Source organism: Sphingopyxis sp., assembly GCF_050916055.1.
Classification (GTDB): domain Bacteria; phylum Pseudomonadota; class Alphaproteobacteria; order Sphingomonadales; family Sphingomonadaceae; genus Sphingopyxis.
Window position 1 is genome coordinate 578,680 of the sequence record NZ_CP051527.1, and the last position, 20,634, is coordinate 599,313.

Consider the following 20,634-nt stretch of genomic DNA (forward strand, 5'->3'; position numbering starts at 1 on the left):
ATCCCGCGACCCGTCCGCCGAACCATCCTGCGATGCCACCGACGGAACCCCTGTTCGGGACTGCCGGAACATTAACCACGAAAGCAATGAAGGGAAAAGGTTAATTTTGATTTAACCCGCAGGAATCCACGAGTCGCGAGGACTTTATGTCACAGTGCATCTCACCGTGCGGGCTGGGCAGGCGCGCCGGTGCACGAGCGTTTGAGGGTATCGACGAGATGGTCGGACAGCGCCATGACCCGCGCCGGGCGCAGCCGCGATGGTGGCGAAAGAAGGTGAAGAAAGGATTGCGGCAGCGACCAGTCGGTGAGGATGCGGACGACATCGCCCGCGACCAAGGCTTCCTCGGCGATGAAATCGGGGAGCACCGCGATGCCGCCGCCGGCGATCAGCAGCGGGATCATGATGTCGCCGTTGTTGGCGAACAATGGCCCGGTCGGGATCACCGTCGCCTCTTCGCCGGCGCGGTGGAATTTCAGCGGCAGCGTCCTTTCGCGGTGGCCATAGCCGATCAGCCGGTGACCCGCGAGGTCGAGCGGGTGGGCCGGGTGCCCGTGCGTTGCCAGATAGGCGGGGCTGGCGATCACCGACGCCGCGACCGGGGCGATGGTGCGCGCCAGCAGGCTCGAATCCTCCAGGCTGGCGATGCGCAGGCCGAGGTCGATGCCCTCGGCGACGAGGTCGTGGCGCGCGTCGCTCAGCATCACCTCGATCTCGACCGCGGGATGCTGCTCGAGGAAGGCGGCGAGCGGCGCCCCGAGCACTTTGATCCCGAAACTCATCGGCGCCGCGAGGCGGATCGGCCCGGCGAGATCGACGCGGTCGCCGCGCGCCGCCTCGGTCGCCTCGGTCGCCGCCGCGACCATCGCGTGCGCATTGGCCAGCAGACCGGCGCCGGCGGTCGACACGGTGACGCTGCGCGAGCTGCGATGGAGCAGGGTGATGCCGAGCGACCCCTCGAGCCGGGTCACCGCCTTCGACACGCTCGCCTTCGACAGGCCGAGCGCGGTCGCGGCGGCGGTGAAGCTGCCGCTGTCGGCGACCGCGGCGAAACAGGCCCAGCCTTCATAGTCGGGGAGTGGCATCATATCCTCTTTTCCATCCCTCCCCTTCAGGGGAGGGCAGCGAGACTTGCCAGCTTGCTGGCTAGTCGCAGCGGGTGGGGTCCATCGGCCTTGCGCAGCGCCGATGGACCCCACCCCAACCCCTCTCCTGAAGGGGAGGGGCTTTCGTATTATTCTAAAAATGGAAACGATCAATTTCCATCTATGCTATTTTAGAAACGATCCCAATCGCTATCTTGACCTCAACAACACAGCCCCGCCCCGAAACCGGCGCGGTGGCAGATGAAAGGACAAGGCCATGATCGACATTCGCAAATTCGACACGCTGGGCCACGCCGACCACGGCTGGCTCGACGCCCGCCACCATTTTTCCTTTGCCGGCTATCATGACGAGGGCCGGATGGGCTGGGGCGCGCTGCGCGTCTGGAACGACGACGCCATCGCGGCGCAGGCGGGCTTTCCGCCGCACCCGCACCGCGACATGGAAATCATCACCTATGTCCGCAGCGGCGCGATCACCCATCGCGACTCCATGGGCAACAGCGGCCGCACCGCGGCGGGCGATGTCCAGGTGATGAGCGCCGGGACCGGCGTCACGCACAGCGAGTTCAACCTGGAGGATTCGGAAACCACGCTGTTCCAGATCTGGATCATCCCCGATCGGGCCGGCGGCAACCCCGGCTGGGGCGCGCGCCAGTTTCCCCAGAATGATCGGTCGGGCCGGTTCGTGACTCTAGCAAGCGGTATCGAGGGCGATGCCGACGCGCTGCCGATCCGCGCCGACGCCCGGGTCGCGGCGGCGACGGTGAATGCCGGTGAAACGGTGTCGTACGACCTGCCGGCCGGACGCCACGCCTATCTGGTCGCCGCCAAGGGGCGCATCCGCGTCAACGGCACCGATGCCGACCCCCGCGACGGCATCGCGCTCCGCGATGTCGGGACGATCACCGTCGAGGCGCTCGACGACGCCGAACTGGTGCTCGTGGACAGCCTGTAAACAGCCTTCGGGCCGCCGACCTCCCCCCTCCCTGACGGCGGCCCACCCGGTGCCGTGCGTTCCCCCCGGACGCGCGGCACTCCCTTCCCATCGTGTTCGTTCAAACCAAGGAGTAAAGCCATGTCCCATATTCTGCATATCGACGCGTCGGCGCGCGGCGCCGGATCGACCACCCGCCAGCTTACCGCGCAGCTCGTCGCGCGCCTGTCCGAACAGGGCTATGGCGCCCAGGTGACGCACCGCGACCTGGCGCTCAGCCCGCCCGCGCTGCTGACCGAAACCTGGGTCGGCGCCAATTTCACCGACGATGCCGAGCGCAGCGCCGACCAGAAAGCCGCGCTTGCCGCGTCCGATGAGCTGATCGCCGAACTCGAAGCCGCCGACACCATCGTCATCGGCGTGCCGGTGTATAATTTCGCGATTCCTGCCGCGTTGAAGGCGTGGGTCGACCTGATCGCCCGCGCCCGCCGCACCTTCCGCTACACCGACACCGGTCCCGAAGGGCTGCTGAAGGGCAAGAAGGCGTTTCTGGTCGTTGCATCGGGCGGGGTGCCCGTCGGCAGCGACTATGATTTCGCCAGCGGCTATCTGCGCCACGTCCTGGGCTTCGTCGGCATCACCGATGTGACGATCATCGCCGCCGACCGCCAGATGAGCGACGAAGACGCGATTGCCCGGGCCACCGCATCGATCGATGCGGTCCAGCAGGCGGCTTGATACTGCGATCCTCCCTGTCGCGCAGCGATGGGGAGGTGGCAGCCCGCAGGGCTGACGGAGGGGCGATGACGCGCCGTCGCGGCCCCTCCACCACTTGCTTCGCAAGCGGTCCCCCTCCCCATCGCTGCGCGACAGGGAGGATTTCTCTTCATGACGAATGTCGCGAAACGACCAGTTGCTGCCATTGGACCTATTCTGGCTTTCGATCTTTCCGCTTTCCGAAAACGTGCATGGTAGCGGCGACCACAAGCCAAAGAGCAATCGCCAGCACGCCGGCCCATCCCCTACTAAGGCCGAGGGAAAATGCGCCCAACCCTCCTGCCGCCCCTATTACGACGTCGGTAAAATAGATGTTCTTCATGGAGCAATATTCGCACTTGGTTTGCAGGGCCGCAATATAAGTGGCGTCCGCTTTCCACCCCAAAGTGGACCATCCATATTCGCACCAACCTTTACCCTTTCGGCGAACTCCCGCTCCGCCTATAGCGCGCCATGCTCCTTTCAGATCGTGTCCTGTTCCTCGATGGCGAGGCCCTTGTCATCGACAAGCCTGCCGGCCTGCCGGTCGATGCGCCGCGCGACGGCAGCATCAGCCTGGAAAATCATCTCGACCTGCTCAAATTCGGGTTCAAGCGGTGGCCGCTCGCGGTGCACCGGCTCGATCGCGATACCTCGGGCTGCCTGCTACTCGCGCGCAATCCGAAGGCGCATGGGCGGTTCACCCGCGCGTTCGAGGATCGCGAGGTCGAGAAGCAATATCTGGCGATCGTCGACGGCGTGCCTGCAGGCGAAAGCGGCACGATCGACCTGCCGCTGAGCAAGGTATCGACCGCCGATGACGGCTGGCGGATGGTCGGCGATCCGAAAGGCAAGCCATCGATCTCGCATTGGGAGAGGCTGGCGGTGGTGGGCGAGCGGAGTTTGCTGCGCTTTCGCCCCGAGACGGGCCGCACCCATCAGCTGCGCGTCCACGCGCTCGAAGGGCTGGGTTTCGCGCTCGTCGGCGACCCGGTTTACGGGCGCGGCAGTACCCGGACGCGCACCTTGCTTCACGCCGAACGGCTGGTGGTGAAACGTGACGTCAAGCCGTCGATAATCGCCGAGGCGCCGTTCCCCGACAGCTTTATCGCGCTGGGCTTTGCGGCGCCGGAGGGCGCGGAGCCGACGCGTGGCTGAGATCCCCGAAAGCGCGATTTCGGAGAAGTTTCTCGCCGGCACCGGTCCCGGCGGCCAGAATGTCAACAAGGTCGCGACGGCGTGCCAACTGCGCGTCGACGTCTATGCGCTGGGGCTCGACCCCGACGCGTTCCGGCGCCTGAAGGTGCTGGCGGGCAGCCGGATGACGACCGAGGGCGAGCTGGTCATTCTGGCGCGCCGCTTTCGTACCCAGGAGGCGAACCGTGCGGACGCGCGGGCGCGGCTGAACGAGCTGGTCGATGCCGCGCTGGTGCGCCCCGAACGGCGGATCAAGACGAAGCCGAGCAAGGCCGCGAAGGCGCGCCGCGTCGATAGCAAGAAGGCGCGCAGCACCGTCAAGGCCGGACGCGGACGGGTGCGCGGGACCGATTAGGGCCGCGATGTGACGCAGCTTTACCGCCTCGACGCCCCGGCGAGCGCGATCGCCGCGGCGTTGGGCGCCGCGCCCGGCGACGACCCGTGGAGCGGCGGTTATGTGGCGCCCGGCCGCCCGGCGCCGGTGGTGGTCAGCGACGGCCGTCCGGGCGCGCGCCGCGTGCTGCGGCCGCATTTGTGGGGGGTGCCGCCGCCGCCGCGGGGCGAGCGACCGGTGACGACCGTGCGCAACCTCGCCAGCCCGTTCTGGATCGGCACGCTGCGCCATGCCGAGCTGCGCTGTCTGGTGCCCGCGACGGCCTTTGCGTTGTGGTCGGGGCCCGAAGGGGCGAAGCGGCAGCGCTGGTTTTCGCTTACCGCGCAGCCGGTCTTCGCCTTTGCCGCGATCGTGCGCCAGATCGAGGATTGGCCGGGGTTTGCGATCCTCGCCACCGACGCCAACCGGCTGGTGGCGCACCACGATCCGCGCGGGATGCCGGTAATCGTGGCGCCCGAGGATTATGGGCGCTGGCTGGGCGGCGAATGGCGCGACGCGGCGACGCTGGTCGCCCCCTATCCGAGCCAGCATATGACGGTCGGCGACGCGCCGCCTTAACCAGCAAATTTTACCATCGGCCTTGACCTCCCGGTAACCATCGGCGCGGTAAAAGAGTGCGAATCGAAGTAGATGGGATCGCATATCGTGCTCGGCAAAAACAATCTGATGACCGATGGGACGCCCGACGTACGCCGGGCCGCCCGCACCGACGTCAGCGCGCGGGCGCGGCTGCGCGAGGCGGGCATGAACCCGTTCGACGTTGACCTGTTCGATCTGTCGGCAACCGGTTTCCGCTTCTTTTCCTATTCGCCCCCCGCGGTCGGCACCCGGCTGTGGGTCAACCTGCCGGGGCTGCAACTGCTCGAAGCGGTCGTGCGGCGCGTCGACGGCACCAATTGCGGCTGCGAGTTCATGAACCCGATGCACCCGTCGGTGACCCAGCATATGCAAAAGAAGCTGGGCAAATAATCAGCCCGCGGGCTTTTCCGATTTCTGGAGAATATGCTTCCACTCGGCGGGCGTCACGCGCCCGACCGACAGGCGCGACTGGCGGATCAGGTCCATGTCGGCGAGCTTCGGATCGGCCTTGATCGCCGCCAGCGTCACCGGATGCGCGAGGGGGCGGACGGGTTCGACGCGCACGACGACCCACGGCGCGCCTTCATCGGCGGTGGGATCGGGGAAGGCGGTTTCGGTGATCCGCATGATCCCGACGCATTCCTTGCCGATGTTGCTGTGATAGAAGAGCGCCTCGTCGCCGACCTGCATCGCCTTCAGGTTGAGCTTCGCGCTGTGGTTGCGCACCCCGTCCCAGATGCCGGTGCCTTCGCGCACCAGCTGCTCCCACGGATAGGCGTCGGGTTCGGATTTCATCAGCCAATATTGTTTTGCCATGGGGTCTCTTAGCAAGCGTCGCCGGTTTGAAAAGAGCGAGCCTCTTTCCCTGTCCCGCTGGGCGCCCTACATGCAGGGGCAGAGTCGCGGAGGCGCGAGCCCCGCCCGATATGGATGATATGATGACTGCCGCTGTTCCGACCATTTCCATGGCGCTGCCCGCCGACCAGTTCGCCCGCGATTTCGGCGCTTCGTTCGAACGCTTCGGTTTCGCGATGATCACCGATCATGGCATCGACCCCGCGCTGATCGACGAAGCGTGGGACAAGGCCAAGGCTTTCTTCGCGCTGCCCGAGGACGTCAAGCGCGCCTATCATATCCAGGGCGGCGGCGGCGCGCGCGGTTACACCCCGTTCGGGACCGAGATCGCCAAGGGCGCGAAAGAGGTCGACCTCAAGGAATTCTGGCACGTCGGGCGCGACCTGCCCGCGGGGCACCGGCTTGCCGCGCAGCAGCCGAACAATGTCTGGCCCGCCGAGGTCGCAGGTTTCCGCGCCGTCTATGACAAGCTCTTCGCCGAATTCGACCGCGTCGGGGCGCAGCTGCTGTCGGGCATCGCCCGCTACCTCGGCCTCGCGCCCGATTTCTTCGACGACACGGTCGCCGACGGCAACAGCGTGATGCGGCTGCTTCACTATCCGCCGGTCGAAGCCCCCGCGAAGGGCATCCGCGCCGAGGCGCATGAGGATATCAATACGATCACGCTGCTGCTCGGCGCCGAGGAAGCGGGGCTCGAGATCCTCGACAAGGACGGCAGCTGGCTGCCGGTCAGCCCGCCGGCCGGCGCGATGGCGGTCAACGTCGGCGACATGTTGCAGCGGCTGACCAACAACCGTCTGCCGTCAACCACCCACCGGGTGCGCAATCCCGACGCGGGGCGCGCGAGCGTCGCGCGCTATTCGATGCCGTTTTTTCTGCACTTCCGATCGGACTATCCGATCGAGACGCTGGCGAATTGCATCGATGACGCACACCCGAACCTGTATCCCGACCCGATTACCGCCGACGACTATCTGCAGGAGCGGCTGCGCGAGATCGGGCTGAAGGCTTAGCCGACTGTCCTAGCGCGTCCGCCAGTCGGTATTGCGCGGGGTGGAGAAACCGGGCGTCAGGCCCGGGCGGCGCGCGAAGACTTTAGGCGCGGGAACGATGCGGAAATCGGCGTTGTTGCTGTCGGACGAGGGCAGGGTGCCGCCGTGCGCGGTGCGCAGTTGTTCGATGCGGATCTCGCCCTCGGTTTCGATGCCGAAGCGGCCATCGCTGACCCAGCGGACGATGCCCGGCATCGGGGGATGGCCGGGCAGATAGACGGTGAGCCGTTGTTGCGGGGTGAGCACGTGCGGCCCCTGACCACCGATGCCGGTTGCCGAGACGTTGCGCAGCGTGACGTCGAAGCGGCCGAAGCTGTCGCATTCGAGCGCCGCCTTGACCAAACGCGACTGGCGCGGCTGACGCTGTGCGTCCCGCGCTTCTGCCAATTCCGATTTGCCAGTGTCTGGCATCGACGACCCGGTTCCTGCCGCCCGATTCCCACATCGGCCGGTGATTATGGTCCCGGCAGCGTGGTAACGCGGGAAGGTAAATATTCGTATAGCGCCTGGCCGATTATCGGCCGCGAGCGCCGATCCGGCGGGAAAAAGGCCCCCTCGCGGGTGCGAGGGGGCCGGTTTCAGCGTTAACGCAGGCCGGAGAATTTGACGTCCTGCACGCGGCCGTAGCGGATGTCGCAGCTGAACTTGCCGCGGTCGTACGAACCGCCGCGGCCCCAGCGGCCACCGTAGCCGTCCTGGACGGCGACGCGGCCCTTGACCTTGTAGCCGTCGCGCTTGCGATCGATGCTGGTCACCTGCGTCACGTCGGTGCGGCCATAGCGGCGGCTGCCGCGCTCGACCGCGCTGACGCACTGGCTGACGGCGCTGCGGCTGTTGCCATAGCGGTTGTAATCATAGCCGTAGCCGTAGCGCGGATCGTCGTAGCCGCCGCGATAGCGATCGTCGTAGCGGTCGTTGTCGCCGCTCGACAGGATCGCGGCCAAGCCGCCGAGGACAACGGCGCCGGCGATGATTTCGCCCGCGCTGATGCCGTCGCGGTCATAACGGTCGCGCGCAGCGGCGGGGGCGGCGCTCATCAGCATCGCGCCGGCGGTGGCCGCACCAATTGCGGCCTTGCTGAGTGTGTTGATAGCCATGGTTCGGTCTCCTTCGAAAACAAACGGGGCGCATTGGCGACCCTTGGAGAGCCTTTTAGCGATTCGGCGGTGACGCGATGCTGAACCCCCCGCTTATCTGCGGTTCAGACTGGGCGCGGCGCCGACGAACGAGAAGACCCGCCGTCGATGCGGACGGCGGGTCTGAAATTCTTCGCAAAAGCGGTGGCGCGTCCGTGCCGCGCCGCACCGTCAGCAGAAGCAGCGCGGTTTCGGCTTCGCTTTCGGCTTCCACTTTTTCTTGGCGACATAGCGTTTGCGGACCGGCACATTCTCATAATAGGTGTGCGTCGTGGTCTCGACCGTTTCGGTGATCACCGGCGCGCCGGTGATGATCGTCGTGACGACGACGCCCGGCGTATAATAGCCATAGGGCGCGCCATAATAGCCCTGGCCGCCGTGCTGGTAGACGGCGGTGCCGCCGTGCTGATAGCCGCCCTGATAATAGCCACCGCCCTGGTGATGACCGCCCTGATAATGGCTGCTCCGGCTCGACCACCAGCGCTGGCATTTCTCGCGGTCGGCCGCATTGCCGATCGCGGCGCCGGCGAGGGCGCCGAGGCCGCCGCCGATCAGCGTGCCCGCGGTGCGATTGCCGCGCCCGGCGATGCGGTTGCCGGCGACGCCACCGATGACACCGCCGACAACCGCCCCGCCTGCCGTGCCCCCCCGGCCACAGCGGCGTTCCATATCGGCATCGTAACGGGGATCGTAACCGCCGCCGCGATCGTCCTCGTCATAATAGGGATCATAGGCCGGCGGCGGCGCATAGCCGGTGCCCGCGCCTTCGACGGTGCCTTCATAGCGGCCCTCGTAGCGGCGGCCATCGGGGCTTTCATAGGTGCCGTCCCAGGTGCCGGTCCAGCGTCCTTCGGCGTCATAGCTGCCATCGACGCGGCGATAATCGACTTCGCTGGGCACGCGGTCGGGATAACCGGTGTAGACGCGGCCGTCGGGCGCCGCGGGCAGGCCGTAGTCGAGGGTCGGGCGCGGATCGCCGCCGAACGCTGCGCTGCCCACCAGCGCGGTTGCCGCGCCGGTTTCGGTCATCGGCAGTTCCGCCGCCGATGCGCGTCCCGCCAGCAACAGCGACCCCGCGGCAACCCCCAAAAGCAAAATGGTGCGCATGCTAAACTCCCTGTTCCGGCGGCCGTCGCGCCCGCGACAACCAATTGGTTAACAGCTCGTTAGCAAAATCGCGGCCTCATCGCGAATCCGTTAACCCTGCCTTTTGCGTCCCATTTTGGGTCAGAAGGCGGTAGGGGCCAGCGCGGCGGCGATGCGCGCCACCAGCGCCTCGGCCCCCGCCTGGTCGTCGGTGGAGAAGCGGCCCGCCAGCGGGCTGTCGAGGTCGAGCACCCCGACCAGCCGGTCGCCGACCACGATCGGCACGACCAGTTCGCTGCGGCTGTCCGCGTCGCAGGCGATGTGGCCGGGGAAGGCGTGGACGTCTTCAACGCGCTGGGTGCTGCGCAGCCGCGCCGCGGCGCCGCAGACGCCCTTGTCCAGCGGGATGCGGATGCACGCCGCCTTGCCCTGAAACGGGCCGAGAACGAGTTCTTTGCCGTCGAAGCGATAGAAACCCGCCCAGTTAAGATCGGGGATCGCCTGCCAGATCAGCGCCGCGACATTCGCCATGTTCGCGATGGCATCGGGCTCGCCCGCGACGAGCGCCTCGGCGGCGGCGGCGGTTTCGGCCCAGCGGGCATCTGCGGTGGTGGTGGTGGGGGCGAAGGCAAAGGACATCGGCTTCTTTCAAGGTCGGGCGGGGCAGCGCGCAACGGTGGCCGGCATCGTGGGCGCGTCGCTGCGCCAGCTTAGCCGGAAGATCACATATTGGGCGGGATGGTCGGAAAGAACAGGGCCATTCTTCCCGTCGAAGATCGTGGCGACCGCGAGCGGCTCGACAGCGAGCGCATCGCCGCCGCGATAGCCGATGAGGTCGTAGGCCGCGGCCCATGCCTGGGCATCGGTCATCGGCGCCGCGCGGGCGGTGAAGCCCGTTCCCCTGGCGACGAGCCGGAAGGCGGCATCGTTCGCAAATCGCCCGATGCGGTCGCCGGCGCGGTAATTGTTGAAGTCGCCTGCCGCGATCATCGCGCCGTCGCCGCCGAAGCCGTGCAGCAGCGCATCATTTTCGCGCGTCTGCATGGCGTGCGCGGTTTCGGCGCGCGCGATGCTGACGCCCGATGGCTCGCGCGAATTGCGATGGGTGTTGAAGATCGCCAGCGGTTCGGGGGTGCCGGGCAGCGCGAGGCGGACGATCATCCCGCCCTTGTTCGACAGGCAGTCATAGCCTGCACAACTGCCGGCGTAGAAGGCGTCGCTGGCATAGGCGGGCAGCGGGCGACCGCGCGTCGCGGTCGCCAGCGGCAGGTCGGTCGCGACATAAAGGCCGCTGTCCAGCCATTTGCCGATGCCTTCGCCTTGCCACCAGCGGCCCGCCTCGGCGTGGCCGGCGAGTGGTATCGGGATCGGCCGATGGCGCGGCTGGTCGACCGCGGGGCCGGGCAGGATCGAGGCAAAGCCGGCGCGCTGCGCGATGCGCGACGCCGCGGGGGTAAACGCCTTGTGGAGGATGAGGATGTCGGGGCCGAGTCCCGCGGCGCGGCGCTTCGCGATCCAGTCGGCGATCCGGGCGAGTTTTTGCTCGCGCCCGCTGCGGATCGGCCACGGCAGCCCTTCGACATTCCAGAGCAGGACACGGAGGCGCATCGCCCGGCGGCCGTCGGCAAGCGTTGCGATCGGCGGCAGCGCCGCCGGATCGTAGCAAGCGGCCAGCCGCTCGACGCGCGCGGCGCCTGCGTCGGGCAATATCGCCCAGACCGCCGCCGCCAGCCCGGCAAGGGCGGCGGCGGCAATCCAGGGCCAGCGCCTTACTGGACGCTCAGCCCGGTCCATTTGGCCGCGAAGGCATATTTGTCGGCGGCCTCGGCGATGATCTTGTCGGTCGGCTTGCCCGACCCGTGGCCGGCGCGCGTTTCGATGCGGATCAGGTGCGGCTTGTCGCCGGCGTCGGCGTGCTGGAGCGCGGCGGTATATTTGAAGCTATGCCCCGGAACCACCCGGTCATCGGTGTCGGCGGTGGTCACCAGCACCGCGGGATAGGCGGTGCCGTCCTTGATATTGTGATAGGGCGAATAGCCGAGCAGGGTCTTGAAATCGGCTTCCTTCGACGGATAGCCATAATCGTCGACCCAGTAGCGCCCGGCGGTGAAGCGGTCGAAGCGCAGCATGTCCATCACCCCGACCGCGGGCAGCGCCGCGGCGATCAGGTCGGGGCGCTGGTTGGTCACCGCGCCGACGAGCAGACCGCCGTTCGAGCCGCCCTCGATCGCCAGCTGGTCCTTGCCGGTGATGCCTTCGGCGATCAGATATTCGCCCGCGGCGATGAAATCGTCGAAGACATTCTGCTTGTTGGCGAGGCGGCCGGCGTCGTGCCACGCCTTGCCATATTCGCCGCCGCCGCGCAGGTTCGCGATCGCGAGCACGCCGCCCTTGTCGACCCACGCGAGGCGCGTGGGCGAGAAGCCGGGGGTCATCGAGACGTTGAAGCCGCCATAGCCATAAAGCAGCGTCGGCGATCCCTTGCTGCGGTCGAGCCCCTTCTTCATCACCAGGAACATCGGCACCTTGGTGCCGTCCTTCGAGGTGTAGAAGCGTTGTTCGACGCTGAACTGTTTCGGGTCGAAGGTCAGCTTGGGCTCGGCGAAAATCTCGCTTTTGCCGGTCGCGGTGTCGAGGCGATAGATTGTCGTCGGGCGCGCGTAGCTGGAAAAGGCGTAAAAGGTTTCGGGATCGCTCGACTTGCCGCCGAAACCCGACGCCGAGCCGATGTCCGCGAGGTTGATGTTGGCGACCGGCTTGCCGTCGAGCGCGACCATCCGCGCCTCCGACTTGGCGTCGCCAAGGTAGGAGAGGATGATGCGGTTGCCGACGCGCGAGGCGCCGACCAGCGTCCCCGCCTGTTCGCCGACGAGCTGGGTCAGCGCCGCGGGCTTCTTGATGTCCATCGACACCAGCCGCTGGCGCGGCGCGCCCTTGTTGGTGAGGAAGGTGAAGCGGGTGCCCTCGTTGGTGACATATTCCCAGTTGTTCGCGAAATCGTCCACCAGCGTCACCGGCTTGCCGGCGCCCTTTGCGCCGAGCGGATAGAGCGTGAGGCCATAGCGTTCGTCGGTGCCCTCCGAACCGACGACGAGCAGATATTTGCCGTCGTCGGTGACGACCGCGCTATTGTTGAGCTTCGGCTTGTCGGGGGTGGCGTGGATCAGCACGTCGGCGCTCTGCGGGGTGCCGAGCCGGTGGAAATAGACCGCGTGATTTTCGTTGAGCGACTGGAAGGCGCCGCCCTCGGCGGGTTCGGGGAAGCGCGAATAATAAAAGCCGCTGCCGTCCTTGGCCCAGTCGAGCGCCGAGAATTTGACCCAGCGAATCTCGTCGGCGAGGTCCTGCCCGGTGGCGACGTCCTTGACCTTGACGATGCGCCAGTCGGTGCCGCCGTCCTGCACCGCATAGAGCAGATGCTTGCCGTCCTCCGACGGTCGCCATTCGGCGAGCGCGGTCGCGCCGTCCTTGGCCCACAGATTGGGGTCGATCAACACCCGGCCCTCGCCCTGCAGCCCGTCGCGGACATAGAGCACCGACTGCGGCTGGAGACCGTCGTTGCGCGAATAGAAATAGCGGGTACCGGCCTTGGTCGGCAGGCCGAAGCGCTCGTAATTGTAAAGCTCGGTCATCCGCGCCTTGAAGGCGTCGCGGCCGGGCAGCGTGTCGAGATAGGCGTCGGTCACCTGATTCTGCGCCGCGACCCAGGCGGCGACCTTCGGATTGACGCGGACGTCGTCCTCGAGCCAGCGATAGGGATCGGCGACATCGACCCCGAACTGCGGATCGACCGTCGTCCCGCGCTCGCTCGCGGGATAGGCGAGCGAGGCGGCGGGGGCGGACGCCGCCGCGGCTTCGGCGGCCTGTGCGGCGGCGGGGGTCATGAACAGGGCGGCAAGCGCCAGCGGCGCGCGCAAAGTGGGGGACATGGCAAGGCGATCCTCATGCTTGGGACATATTCGTGCGCGTCAATGTAAGGATGGAAAAGGCAGGGGCAAGCGCGTTCTGGCCGGAATCAACCGACTGCGGGCAGCGGCGCCAGCGCCGCGTCGCCGGCCAGCGCCGATGGCGCGAGGCCGGTGGCGGCGGGGACGATCTGTTGCAGGTAAAAGCGCGTCGAGGCGATCTTGGCCTGCAGGAAAGCGGCGTCGCCATCGCCGGCGTCGAGGGCCGCCCTGGCGCCCTGGTGCTGGAGCGCCATCAGCCAGCCGCAGGTCGCGGTCGCGAGCATGGTGAGATAGGGGTAGCTGCCCGCCAGCCGGTCGGCGGTGCCGGCCCCGACCATCCAGTCGGTGACCGCGCGGCAGGCATCGACCAATTGCTGCAGCTCGGGAAAATCGGCGGCGCCGTGGGCGATATCGTCGATCAGCGCGCGGACGAGCTCGCCGCCCGCCATCCCGAGCTTGCGCCCGACGAGGTCGGCGGCCTGGATGCCGTTGGTGCCTTCGTAGATCGGGGCGATGCGCGCGTCGCGATAATGCTGCGCGGCGCCGGTTTCCTCGATGAAGCCCATGCCGCCATGGACCTGGATGCCGAGGCTGGCGACCTCGCAGCCGATGTCGGTCGCGTGCGCCTTGACCAGCGGGATCAGGATTTCGGCGCGCATCGCGGCGGCTTCGTCGCCGAGCTTGCCGAAATCGGTCTGCGCGGCGGCGTAATAGGTCAGCGCGCGCGCCGCCTCGGTCTGGGCGCGCATCCGCCACAGCATGCGGCGGACGTCGGGGTGCCGGTCGATGGTGACGGGGGTGCGGTCGGTGCCGCCGGCGAGCGCCGACTGGACGCGCTCGGCGGCGAAGCGCTGCGCCTGCTGGGTCGCACGTTCGGCGATCTGGACGCCTTGGCAGCCGACGAGCAGCCGCGCGGCGTTCATCATCACGAACATCGCGCGCATGCCGCCCATTTCGGCGCCGACGATTTCGCCCAGGCAGTCTTCGCCGTCGCCATAGACCATGACCGCGGTGGGCGAGCCGTGGATGCCGAGCTTATGCTCGATCGACGCGCAATGGACGCCGTTGCTGATCGTCGGGTTGCCATCAGCGTCGAGGCGGTATTTGGGGACGAGAAACAGCGAGATGCCGCGCGTTCCTTCGGGCGCGCCGGGGGTGCGCGCGAGAACGAGGTGGACGATATTGTCGGTGAGGTCGTGCTCGCCGAAGGTGATGAAGATTTTCTGGCCCTTGATCCGGTAGAGCCCCGCATGGTCGCCTTCGGTGACCAGTTCGGCGGTCGAGCGCAGCGCGCCGACGTCGCTGCCCGCGGCGGGCTCGGTCAGGTTCATCGTGCCGTTCCACGCGCCCGAGACGAGCTTGGGCAGCCAGCGCTGGCGCTGCTCCTCGGTGCCATAGGCCATCAGCGCATGGATCGCGCCAGGGGTCAGGATGTTGCACAGGGTGAAGCCCATGTCGGCGCTGCCGAGCGCCTCGATGATCACCGTTGCGAGGGTAAAGGGCAGGCCCTGGCCGCCATATTGGGTCGGGCCGTCGATGCTGCCCCAGCCGGCATCGACGAACGCCTGATAGGCTTCCTTGAAGCCGGGGGGCATGGTGACCTTGCCGTCGTCCCACTTGGGGTTCTGGACGTCGCCGACGCGGTTGAGGGGCGCATAGACCTCGGCGGCGAATTCGCCGATCCCGGTGACGATCGCCTCGACCATGTCGGGGGTCGCGTCGGCGAAGCGCTCATGGCTCGCCATCGCGTCGATGCGCGCGATATGGTCGAGGACGAACAGCTGTTCGGTGGTGGGCGGCGTATAGGTCATGGGCCGAGTTTCCCTTGCGCACTTTGCTGGTGAATATCGTTGCGCGGGCGCTATAGCGCGGCATGGCTGAAGGTCCAACCGAGAGCGTCGATACCGCGGTTTGCGCCTATGGCGACGACGCGATCGCGCGCGCCGCGGCGCTGGTCGCGCGCGGGCGGCCGGTCGCGGTGCCGACCGAGACGGTGTATGGACTGGCCGCCGACGCGCGCGATTCAACGGCGGTCGCGCGCATCTATGCCGCCAAGGGGCGCCCCGATTTCAACCCGCTGATCGTCCATGTGGCGGGGCTGGCGGCGGCCGAAAAACTCGGCGTGTTCGGGCCGGCCGAGCGGCGGCTGGCGGCGGCCTTCTGGCCCGGTCCGCTGACGCTGGTCGTGCCGCGCAGCCACGACTGCCCCGTCGCGCGGATCGCGACCGCGGGGCTGGACACGATCGCGATCCGGGTCCCGGCCCATCGCGCAATGCAGGCGCTGCTGGACGCGACCGGCGCCCCGCTCGCGGCGCCGAGCGCCAATGCCAGCGGCGGGGTGAGCCCGACCAGGGCCAGCCATGTGGCCGCGAGCCTGGGCGGGCGGATCGCGCTGGTGATCGACGACGGGCCTTGCCGCGCGGGGGTGGAGTCGACGATCGCGCGGGTCAGGGACGGTGCGGTCGAAGTGCTGCGGCCGGGGCCGGTGACCGCCGATATGCTGCGCGAAGCGAGCGGCCTGGCGGTCGCGGCTGCCAAGGGGACAGAAGTCGTCGCGCCGGGGATGCTGGTCAGCCATTATGCGCCGGGCAAGCCGGTGCGGCTGGGCGCGGATGCGTTTACCGAGGACGAGTATGGGATCGGGTTCGGGGCGCTGGCGGGGGATTACCAGCTGAGTTCGGGCGGCGATCTGACCGAGGCGGCGGCGCGATTGTTCGATGCGCTGCACGCTGGCGCGGCAAGTGCGAAGGCGACGATTGCGGTGGCGAATATCCCGGACGAGGGGCTGGGTGCGGCGATCAACGACCGGCTGTCGCGCGCGGCGGCCTAAGTCCCCCTCCCGCAAGCGGGAGGGGCCAGGGGTGGGCGCGAGCGCAGCGAGCTTTCGGCCTCACGCTGCCCACCCCGCTGCGACTAGCGAGCAAGCTCGCAAGTCTCACTGCCCCTCCCGCAAGCGGGAGGGGGTATTTAGGCCGCCGCCGGTTCGATCGGGTCGAGTTGCGGCACCTTGCGCGCAACGATCAGGCACGCGGCGACGATCAGCAGCGCGCCGACGATCGTCGGCCAGGTCACCGCCTCGGCGAAGAACATCCAGCCGAACAGCATCGCCCACAGGAAGCCGGTATATTCGGTCGTTGCGAGGATCTGGGCCTCGGCGCGGGCGTAGGCCCAGCTGAGCAGCAGCAGCGACGTCACCGCGAGCAGCATCGCGCCGACGATCGGCAAGGCCTGCTCGCCGCCGGGCACCGCGGCGAGCCACGGCGCCCCCACGGCGAGGATCAATGCGACGAAACCATTCTGGAAAAAGGCGATCTCGAGCGGTTCGGCCATCTTTGCCTGCCGCCGCGCGAGGATGAGGTTATAGGCATAGAGCATCGCCGACAGGAGCACCGCGCCGACCGCCCACAACGCCTCGGGCGCATAGTCGCCGCGCCCCAGCTTGCCCGCGACGACGACGATGACGCCGGCGAGACCGAGCAGCGACGCCGCGACCGAGCGCGGGCCGATCTTTTCGCCGAGGAACAGCGCCGCCATGTACAGCGTCATCAACGGCGCGACGAAGGCGAGCGCGATCGCTTCGGCGATCGGCAGCCGCGCAAGCGCCCAGAAAAAGGTGACCGCCATCGCCGACACGAACAGCGAGCGCACCGCATGGATGCGCAGCGTCGCGCGGTCGGGCCAGCGCGGCCGCGACGCGGCATAGAGCGCGCCGCACAGGATCGTTCCGGCGCCGGTGCGCCAGAGCACGGCGTTATAGGCGCCGATGTCGATCGACAGCCCCTTCATCAGCACGTCCATGGCGGAGAAGGTCGCGATGCCCGCGCAGGCGATAAGGAAGGGGATGATGGGCGAGGCCGAATCGGGGCGCATGAATGGGCCTTTAGCGGAGTTTGGCCCGTTGAGCGCGCCTACATTACGGGGCGCGACGCAGGGCGGGGTGAACGGCGGTTTTGGGGTGGATTCCGGACAATTCCCCTCCCTTTCAGGGAGGGGTTAGGGGTGGGTTGCGAGCGATAGCGAGCGGCGGTGAATATGCCGCCGTTGGCGGCTACCCACCCCCAGCCCCTCCCTAAAAGGGAGGGGAGCAGCAATGTCCACTTCTCGTCGTTTCCGGCCGTTGCGTCCAAATCGGCAGCGAAGGGCCGGAATGGGGTGGGGAGCGGAGGTTGAGCGATCCTCCCCCACCGGGGGAGGGGGACCACCCGCAGGGTGGTGGAGGGGTACGGGCCCGTATACGCAGCGCTCGACACCGCGTACCCCTCCACCATGCTTCGCATGGTCCCCCTCCCCGTGCCGGGGAGGATCGCTACGTCCGCAACTGGTCGTCAAAGGCCATCCCTCAATCCGTTCGTGTCGAGCGAAGTCGAGACACCCTTCGACCTCATACCACGGCGATGGGCATCTCGACTTCGCTCGATGCGAACGGGGTTAAGCAGGACCGCAACTGGTCGTTTCCAGCCATCGCGCCGGAAATTTCACCTAAATGTCGCCATACCCGCGCCGTCGATGTTGAGTTTCTGTCCCGAGCAATAGGGGTTGGCGTCCGACACGAACCACAGCACCGCCGCGGCGACATCGTCGGGGGTCGGGACGCGGCCGAAGGGGAATTTGGCGTCGAGGTGGTGGATGTCGTCCTGGCCGGTGATCGCGCGCGACAGCTTGCTGCCCATGTCGCTGACGGTCAGCGAGGGGGCGACGATGTTGACGCGGACGCCGTGCTGCATCTCTTCCTTCGCCAGCGTGATCGCCAGCGCTTCGCCCGCCGCCTTGGCCATATTGTAGGGGGCGCCGTTCGCGGCGTGGTGGAGCGTTGCGATGCTGGAAATGACGATGATGTCGCTGCGCGCGTGGCGGCGCAGCAGCGGCAGGCACAGCCGCGACAGGCGGTGCGCGCCGACCGCGTGGACGGCGAGCAGCCTTTCGACCTCGGCGGCGTCGGTGTCGGCGACCGTTTTGCCGCGGCTGGCGATGCCGGCGTTGTTGATCAGGATTGACAGCGAACCGAAATCGGCCTCGATCGCGGCGACCATCGCGGCGCAGGCGTCCTCGTCGGTGACCGACGCCTGGTACACCCTGGCCTTGCGGCCGAGCGCCCCGATCGCGGCAACGGTGTCCGCCGCGGCGTCGGCATCGCGGGTGTAATTGACCGCGATATCAGCGCCGGCCTTGGCGAGCGCGAGCGCGATGCCGCGGCCGATGCCGCGCGAGGCGCCGGTGACGAGCGCGGTGCGCCCGGTCAGGTTCAGCTCGGCCATGTGTCTCTCCCTATTGCATCAGCTCGGCATAGATGTCGTCGTCGCTGCGGCTCGCGGCGTTGCGCCATTTGGGGGCGGCCTTCCGATTGAGGACCTCGCCGTCGGCGCTCAGCACCGCGATCGTCGGCGTGCCCTTGATCTTTTTGAAGCCGAAGCGTTTGGCGACCTCGGGGTTGCGGCCATGCCCACGCACCTGCGGCATGCCGATGTCGGCGTAGACGATCTCGTAGCGCGCCCGCACCGGGGCGAAGCGCTGGGTCGCGAGCAGGTTGGCGAACCACGCGCTGTCGTGGCAGCCGCCGGTGCCCATCACGAGCAGGACGCGCTTGCCCGACTGGCGGGCGGCGGCGAGCGCGGCGTCGATCGCGGGCATCGGATCGGCGACGAAGGCGTCGCTCTTGTAGGCATCTGCGATGCCGGGGAGGGTGCGCGGGGCGTCGGCGCCGGCGGACTGGGCAGGGGTCAGCGGCAGGAGCGCGGCGGCGAAGGCGAGGAGGAATGTGCGGGTCATTGCGGGTGACGATAGCAGGGGGTGGCGGAGCCTCAACCCCCTCCCGCTTGCGGGAGGGGCAGCGAGACTTGCAAACGTGTTTGCTAGTCGCAGCGGGGTGGGAAGATACCGGTGCGTCGATGCCCACCCTGCTGCGACGAAGGCCCGGCTTTGCCGGACCAAGTCTCGCTATCCCTCCCGCAAGCGGGAGGGATAAGATAGCGCATGACGTTTCCGTCAACGTCAGTTAGCCTTTGCCCTATGAGCTGGAAAAAAGAAGTCGACGAACTCGCCGCGCGGCGCGCGATGGCCGAGCAGATGGGCGGCGAGGAAAAGGTCGCGCGGCAGCATGGGCGCGGCAAGATGGACGCGCGGGCGCGATTGAATGCCATCGTCGACGCGGGCAGCTTTCGCGAAATCGGCAAGATTGCCGGGCGCGGGTCCTATGGCCCGGATGGTGCGCTCGAAAATCTGGCGGCGTCGAACTTCATCTTCGGGCGCGCCAATGTGGGCGGGCGGCCGGTGGTCGCGAGCGCCGACGATTTCACCGTGCGCGGCGGCGCGGCCGATGCGGCGCTGCACCGCAAGTTCGTCCAGTGCGAGGCGATGGCGCATGAATATCGCCTGCCGCTCATCCGCATGATCGACGGCACCGGTGGTGGCGGGTCGGTCAAGACGCTGGAGGATATGGGGTACACCTATATCCCGCACGTGCCCGGCTGGGACCAGATCATCGCCAATCTCGACACGGTGCCGGTGGTCGCGCTGGCGCTGGGCCCGACCGCGGGGCTGGGCGCGGCGCGGGTGGTAGCGAGCCATTACAGCATCATGGTGCGGGGGCTGTCGCAGCTGTTCGCGGCGGGGCCGGCGGTCGCGGCGGCAATTGGCGACACATTGGACCGCGAGGAACTGGGCGGCAGCGACGTGCATACGCGCAACGGGGTGGTCGATGATGAGGTCGCGAGCGAGGCCGATGCGTTCGCGGCAGCGCGGCGGTTTCTGTCGTACCTGCCGTCGTCGATCCATGATCGGGCGGCACGGATGGCGTGCAGCGATCCCGTGGATCGGCGCGACGAGAGCCTGCTGTCGGCGGTGCCGCGCGAGGCGAAGCAGGTCTATGCGATGCGGCGGATCGCCGACGCGGTGTTCGACAAGGGCAGCTTTTTCGAGATGGGCGGACGCTGGGGCCGCGCGGTGATCACGGCGTTCGCGCGATTGGATGGCTGGCCGGTCGCGGTGCTCGCCAGCGATCCCTCGTATCTCGGCGGATCGTGGGACGCCAAAACGAGCGAGAAGGCCGAACGGTTCGTCAAGCTGGCCGACCAGTTCCGCCTGCCGATCGTCCATCTGGTCGACAACCCCGGCTTCATGATCGGCGGCGAGGCCGAGCGGACGGGGACGATCCGTTACGGGGTGCAGGCGATGAACGCGATCTATCGCGCGACGGTGCCACTGGCGTCGGTGGTGGTGCGGCGGGCTTATGGGATTGCGGGGAGCGCGATGTCGAACGCTGAGCGCTTCCAATATCGTTTCGCCTGGCCGTCGGGCGACTGGGGCAGCCTGCCGATCGAGGGCGGCGTCGAGGTCGCGTACAAGAGCGAACTCGAGGCGGCGGCGGACCCGGCGGCGCATCTGGAGGCGATCCAGGCGCGATTGAACCGGGTGCGTTCGCCGTTCCGGACGGCGGAGAAATTCGGGGTCGAGGATATCATCGACCCACGCGATACGCGGCCTTTGCTGTGCGAGTTTGCCGAACTGGCGTGGCGGGTTTTGAAGTGAAGCCTCCTTCCTCGTCATCCCGGACTTGGTCCGGGAGCCATTTGCGCGATGTTGCCTGGATCCCGGAT

Annotated in this window: 21 protein-coding genes; 9 read left to right on the forward strand and 12 right to left on the reverse strand. The window is 67.7% G+C overall.

Translation table 11 applies throughout. The annotated features are described in order from the left end of the window. Positions 1-161: 161 nt before the first annotated feature. Entirely contained in the window at positions 162-1,088 is a 927-nt protein-coding gene (locus tag HEQ22_RS02790; protein WP_432769680.1) for a LysR family transcriptional regulator, read from the reverse strand. Between the two features lie 274 nt (positions 1,089-1,362). On the opposite strand from HEQ22_RS02790, the gene HEQ22_RS02795 reads away from it, so the two are divergent. The 6 genes from HEQ22_RS02795 to HEQ22_RS02820 all read left to right on the forward strand — a co-directional run bounded on the left by HEQ22_RS02795 (position 1,363) and on the right by HEQ22_RS02820 (position 5,356). Then, positions 1,363-2,061, forward strand: a complete 699-nt coding sequence (locus HEQ22_RS02795) for a pirin family protein (protein ID WP_432769681.1) — start codon at positions 1,363-1,365, stop codon at positions 2,059-2,061. 120 nt (positions 2,062-2,181) lie between these two features. Next, complete coding sequence (locus HEQ22_RS02800; RefSeq protein ID WP_432769682.1) at positions 2,182-2,778, forward strand: FMN-dependent NADH-azoreductase; 597 nt, start codon at positions 2,182-2,184, stop codon at positions 2,776-2,778. Between the two features lie 492 nt (positions 2,779-3,270). Continuing rightward, positions 3,271-3,954, forward strand: a complete 684-nt coding sequence (locus tag HEQ22_RS02805; protein WP_432769683.1) for an RluA family pseudouridine synthase — start codon at positions 3,271-3,273, stop codon at positions 3,952-3,954. Beyond that, positions 3,947-4,348 (forward strand): alternative ribosome rescue aminoacyl-tRNA hydrolase ArfB, encoded by a 402-nt coding sequence (gene arfB, locus HEQ22_RS02810; protein ID WP_432769684.1) that lies wholly within the window; start codon positions 3,947-3,949, stop codon positions 4,346-4,348. Before HEQ22_RS02805 ends, arfB begins: the two co-directional genes overlap by 8 nt. A gap of 9 nt (positions 4,349-4,357) precedes the next feature. Further along, positions 4,358-4,945, forward strand: coding sequence for an SOS response-associated peptidase family protein (locus HEQ22_RS02815; protein WP_432769685.1), 588 nt, complete (start codon positions 4,358-4,360; stop codon positions 4,943-4,945). 72 nt (positions 4,946-5,017) lie between these two features. Further along, the gene (locus HEQ22_RS02820; protein WP_432769686.1) at positions 5,018-5,356 is read left to right on the forward strand and encodes a PilZ domain-containing protein; all 339 of its coding nucleotides are present in this window, start codon (positions 5,018-5,020) and stop codon (positions 5,354-5,356) included. On the opposite strand, the gene HEQ22_RS02825 is transcribed toward HEQ22_RS02820, so the two are convergent. After that, entirely contained in the window at positions 5,357-5,782 is a 426-nt protein-coding gene (locus HEQ22_RS02825; RefSeq protein WP_432769687.1) for an EVE domain-containing protein, read from the reverse strand. A 122-nt stretch (positions 5,783-5,904) separates the two neighbouring features. Between HEQ22_RS02825 and HEQ22_RS02830 the strand changes: the two genes are divergently transcribed. Further along, complete coding sequence (locus tag HEQ22_RS02830) at positions 5,905-6,834, forward strand: isopenicillin N synthase family dioxygenase (RefSeq protein ID WP_432770928.1); 930 nt, start codon at positions 5,905-5,907, stop codon at positions 6,832-6,834. Positions 6,835-6,843: 9 nt separating this feature from the next. Here HEQ22_RS02830 and HEQ22_RS02835 read toward each other — a convergent pair whose 3' ends face one another. The 7 genes from HEQ22_RS02835 to HEQ22_RS02865 all read right to left on the reverse strand — a co-directional run bounded on the left by HEQ22_RS02835 (position 6,844) and on the right by HEQ22_RS02865 (position 14,853). Further along, on the reverse strand, positions 6,844-7,284 hold the full coding sequence (locus tag HEQ22_RS02835) for a PilZ domain-containing protein (RefSeq protein ID WP_432769688.1): 441 nt from the start codon (positions 7,282-7,284) through the stop codon (positions 6,844-6,846). Between the two features lie 173 nt (positions 7,285-7,457). Beyond that, positions 7,458-7,970: a hypothetical protein gene (locus HEQ22_RS02840; protein WP_432769689.1), complete on the reverse strand. Its 513-nt coding sequence runs from the start codon at positions 7,968-7,970 to the stop codon at positions 7,458-7,460. A 210-nt stretch (positions 7,971-8,180) separates the two neighbouring features. Further along, positions 8,181-9,116, reverse strand: a complete 936-nt coding sequence (locus HEQ22_RS02845; RefSeq protein WP_432769690.1) for a hypothetical protein — start codon at positions 9,114-9,116, stop codon at positions 8,181-8,183. Positions 9,117-9,236: 120 nt separating this feature from the next. Next, entirely contained in the window at positions 9,237-9,734 is a 498-nt protein-coding gene (locus HEQ22_RS02850; protein WP_432769691.1) for a GAF domain-containing protein, read from the reverse strand. Between the two features lie 9 nt (positions 9,735-9,743). Then, a complete protein-coding gene (locus HEQ22_RS02855; RefSeq protein ID WP_432769692.1) occupies positions 9,744-10,889 on the reverse strand; it encodes a hypothetical protein in 1,146 nt (381 codons plus the stop codon). Continuing rightward, positions 10,865-13,024, reverse strand: coding sequence for a prolyl oligopeptidase family serine peptidase (locus HEQ22_RS02860; RefSeq protein ID WP_432769693.1), 2,160 nt, complete (start codon positions 13,022-13,024; stop codon positions 10,865-10,867). The genes HEQ22_RS02855 and HEQ22_RS02860 overlap by 25 nt, the downstream gene beginning before the upstream one ends. Before the next feature lie 86 nt (positions 13,025-13,110). Beyond that, positions 13,111-14,853 (reverse strand): acyl-CoA dehydrogenase, encoded by a 1,743-nt coding sequence (locus HEQ22_RS02865; RefSeq protein ID WP_432769694.1) that lies wholly within the window; start codon positions 14,851-14,853, stop codon positions 13,111-13,113. 62 nt (positions 14,854-14,915) lie between these two features. Between HEQ22_RS02865 and HEQ22_RS02870 the strand changes: the two genes are divergently transcribed. Beyond that, positions 14,916-15,872, forward strand: coding sequence for an L-threonylcarbamoyladenylate synthase (locus tag HEQ22_RS02870; protein ID WP_432769695.1), 957 nt, complete (start codon positions 14,916-14,918; stop codon positions 15,870-15,872). Between the two features lie 137 nt (positions 15,873-16,009). Here HEQ22_RS02870 and HEQ22_RS02875 read toward each other — a convergent pair whose 3' ends face one another. From HEQ22_RS02875 to HEQ22_RS02885, 3 genes are all read right to left on the reverse strand, one after another. Next, positions 16,010-16,912, reverse strand: coding sequence for a DMT family transporter (locus HEQ22_RS02875; RefSeq protein ID WP_432769696.1), 903 nt, complete (start codon positions 16,910-16,912; stop codon positions 16,010-16,012). A gap of 605 nt (positions 16,913-17,517) precedes the next feature. Next, on the reverse strand, positions 17,518-18,297 hold the full coding sequence (locus HEQ22_RS02880) for an SDR family NAD(P)-dependent oxidoreductase (RefSeq protein WP_432769697.1): 780 nt from the start codon (positions 18,295-18,297) through the stop codon (positions 17,518-17,520). Positions 18,298-18,307: 10 nt separating this feature from the next. Continuing rightward, a complete protein-coding gene (locus tag HEQ22_RS02885) occupies positions 18,308-18,808 on the reverse strand; it encodes a thioredoxin family protein (protein WP_432769698.1) in 501 nt (166 codons plus the stop codon). Positions 18,809-19,048: 240 nt separating this feature from the next. On the opposite strand from HEQ22_RS02885, the gene HEQ22_RS02890 reads away from it, so the two are divergent. After that, complete coding sequence (locus HEQ22_RS02890; protein ID WP_432769699.1) at positions 19,049-20,566, forward strand: acyl-CoA carboxylase subunit beta; 1,518 nt, start codon at positions 19,049-19,051, stop codon at positions 20,564-20,566. Positions 20,567-20,634 lie beyond the last annotated feature (68 nt).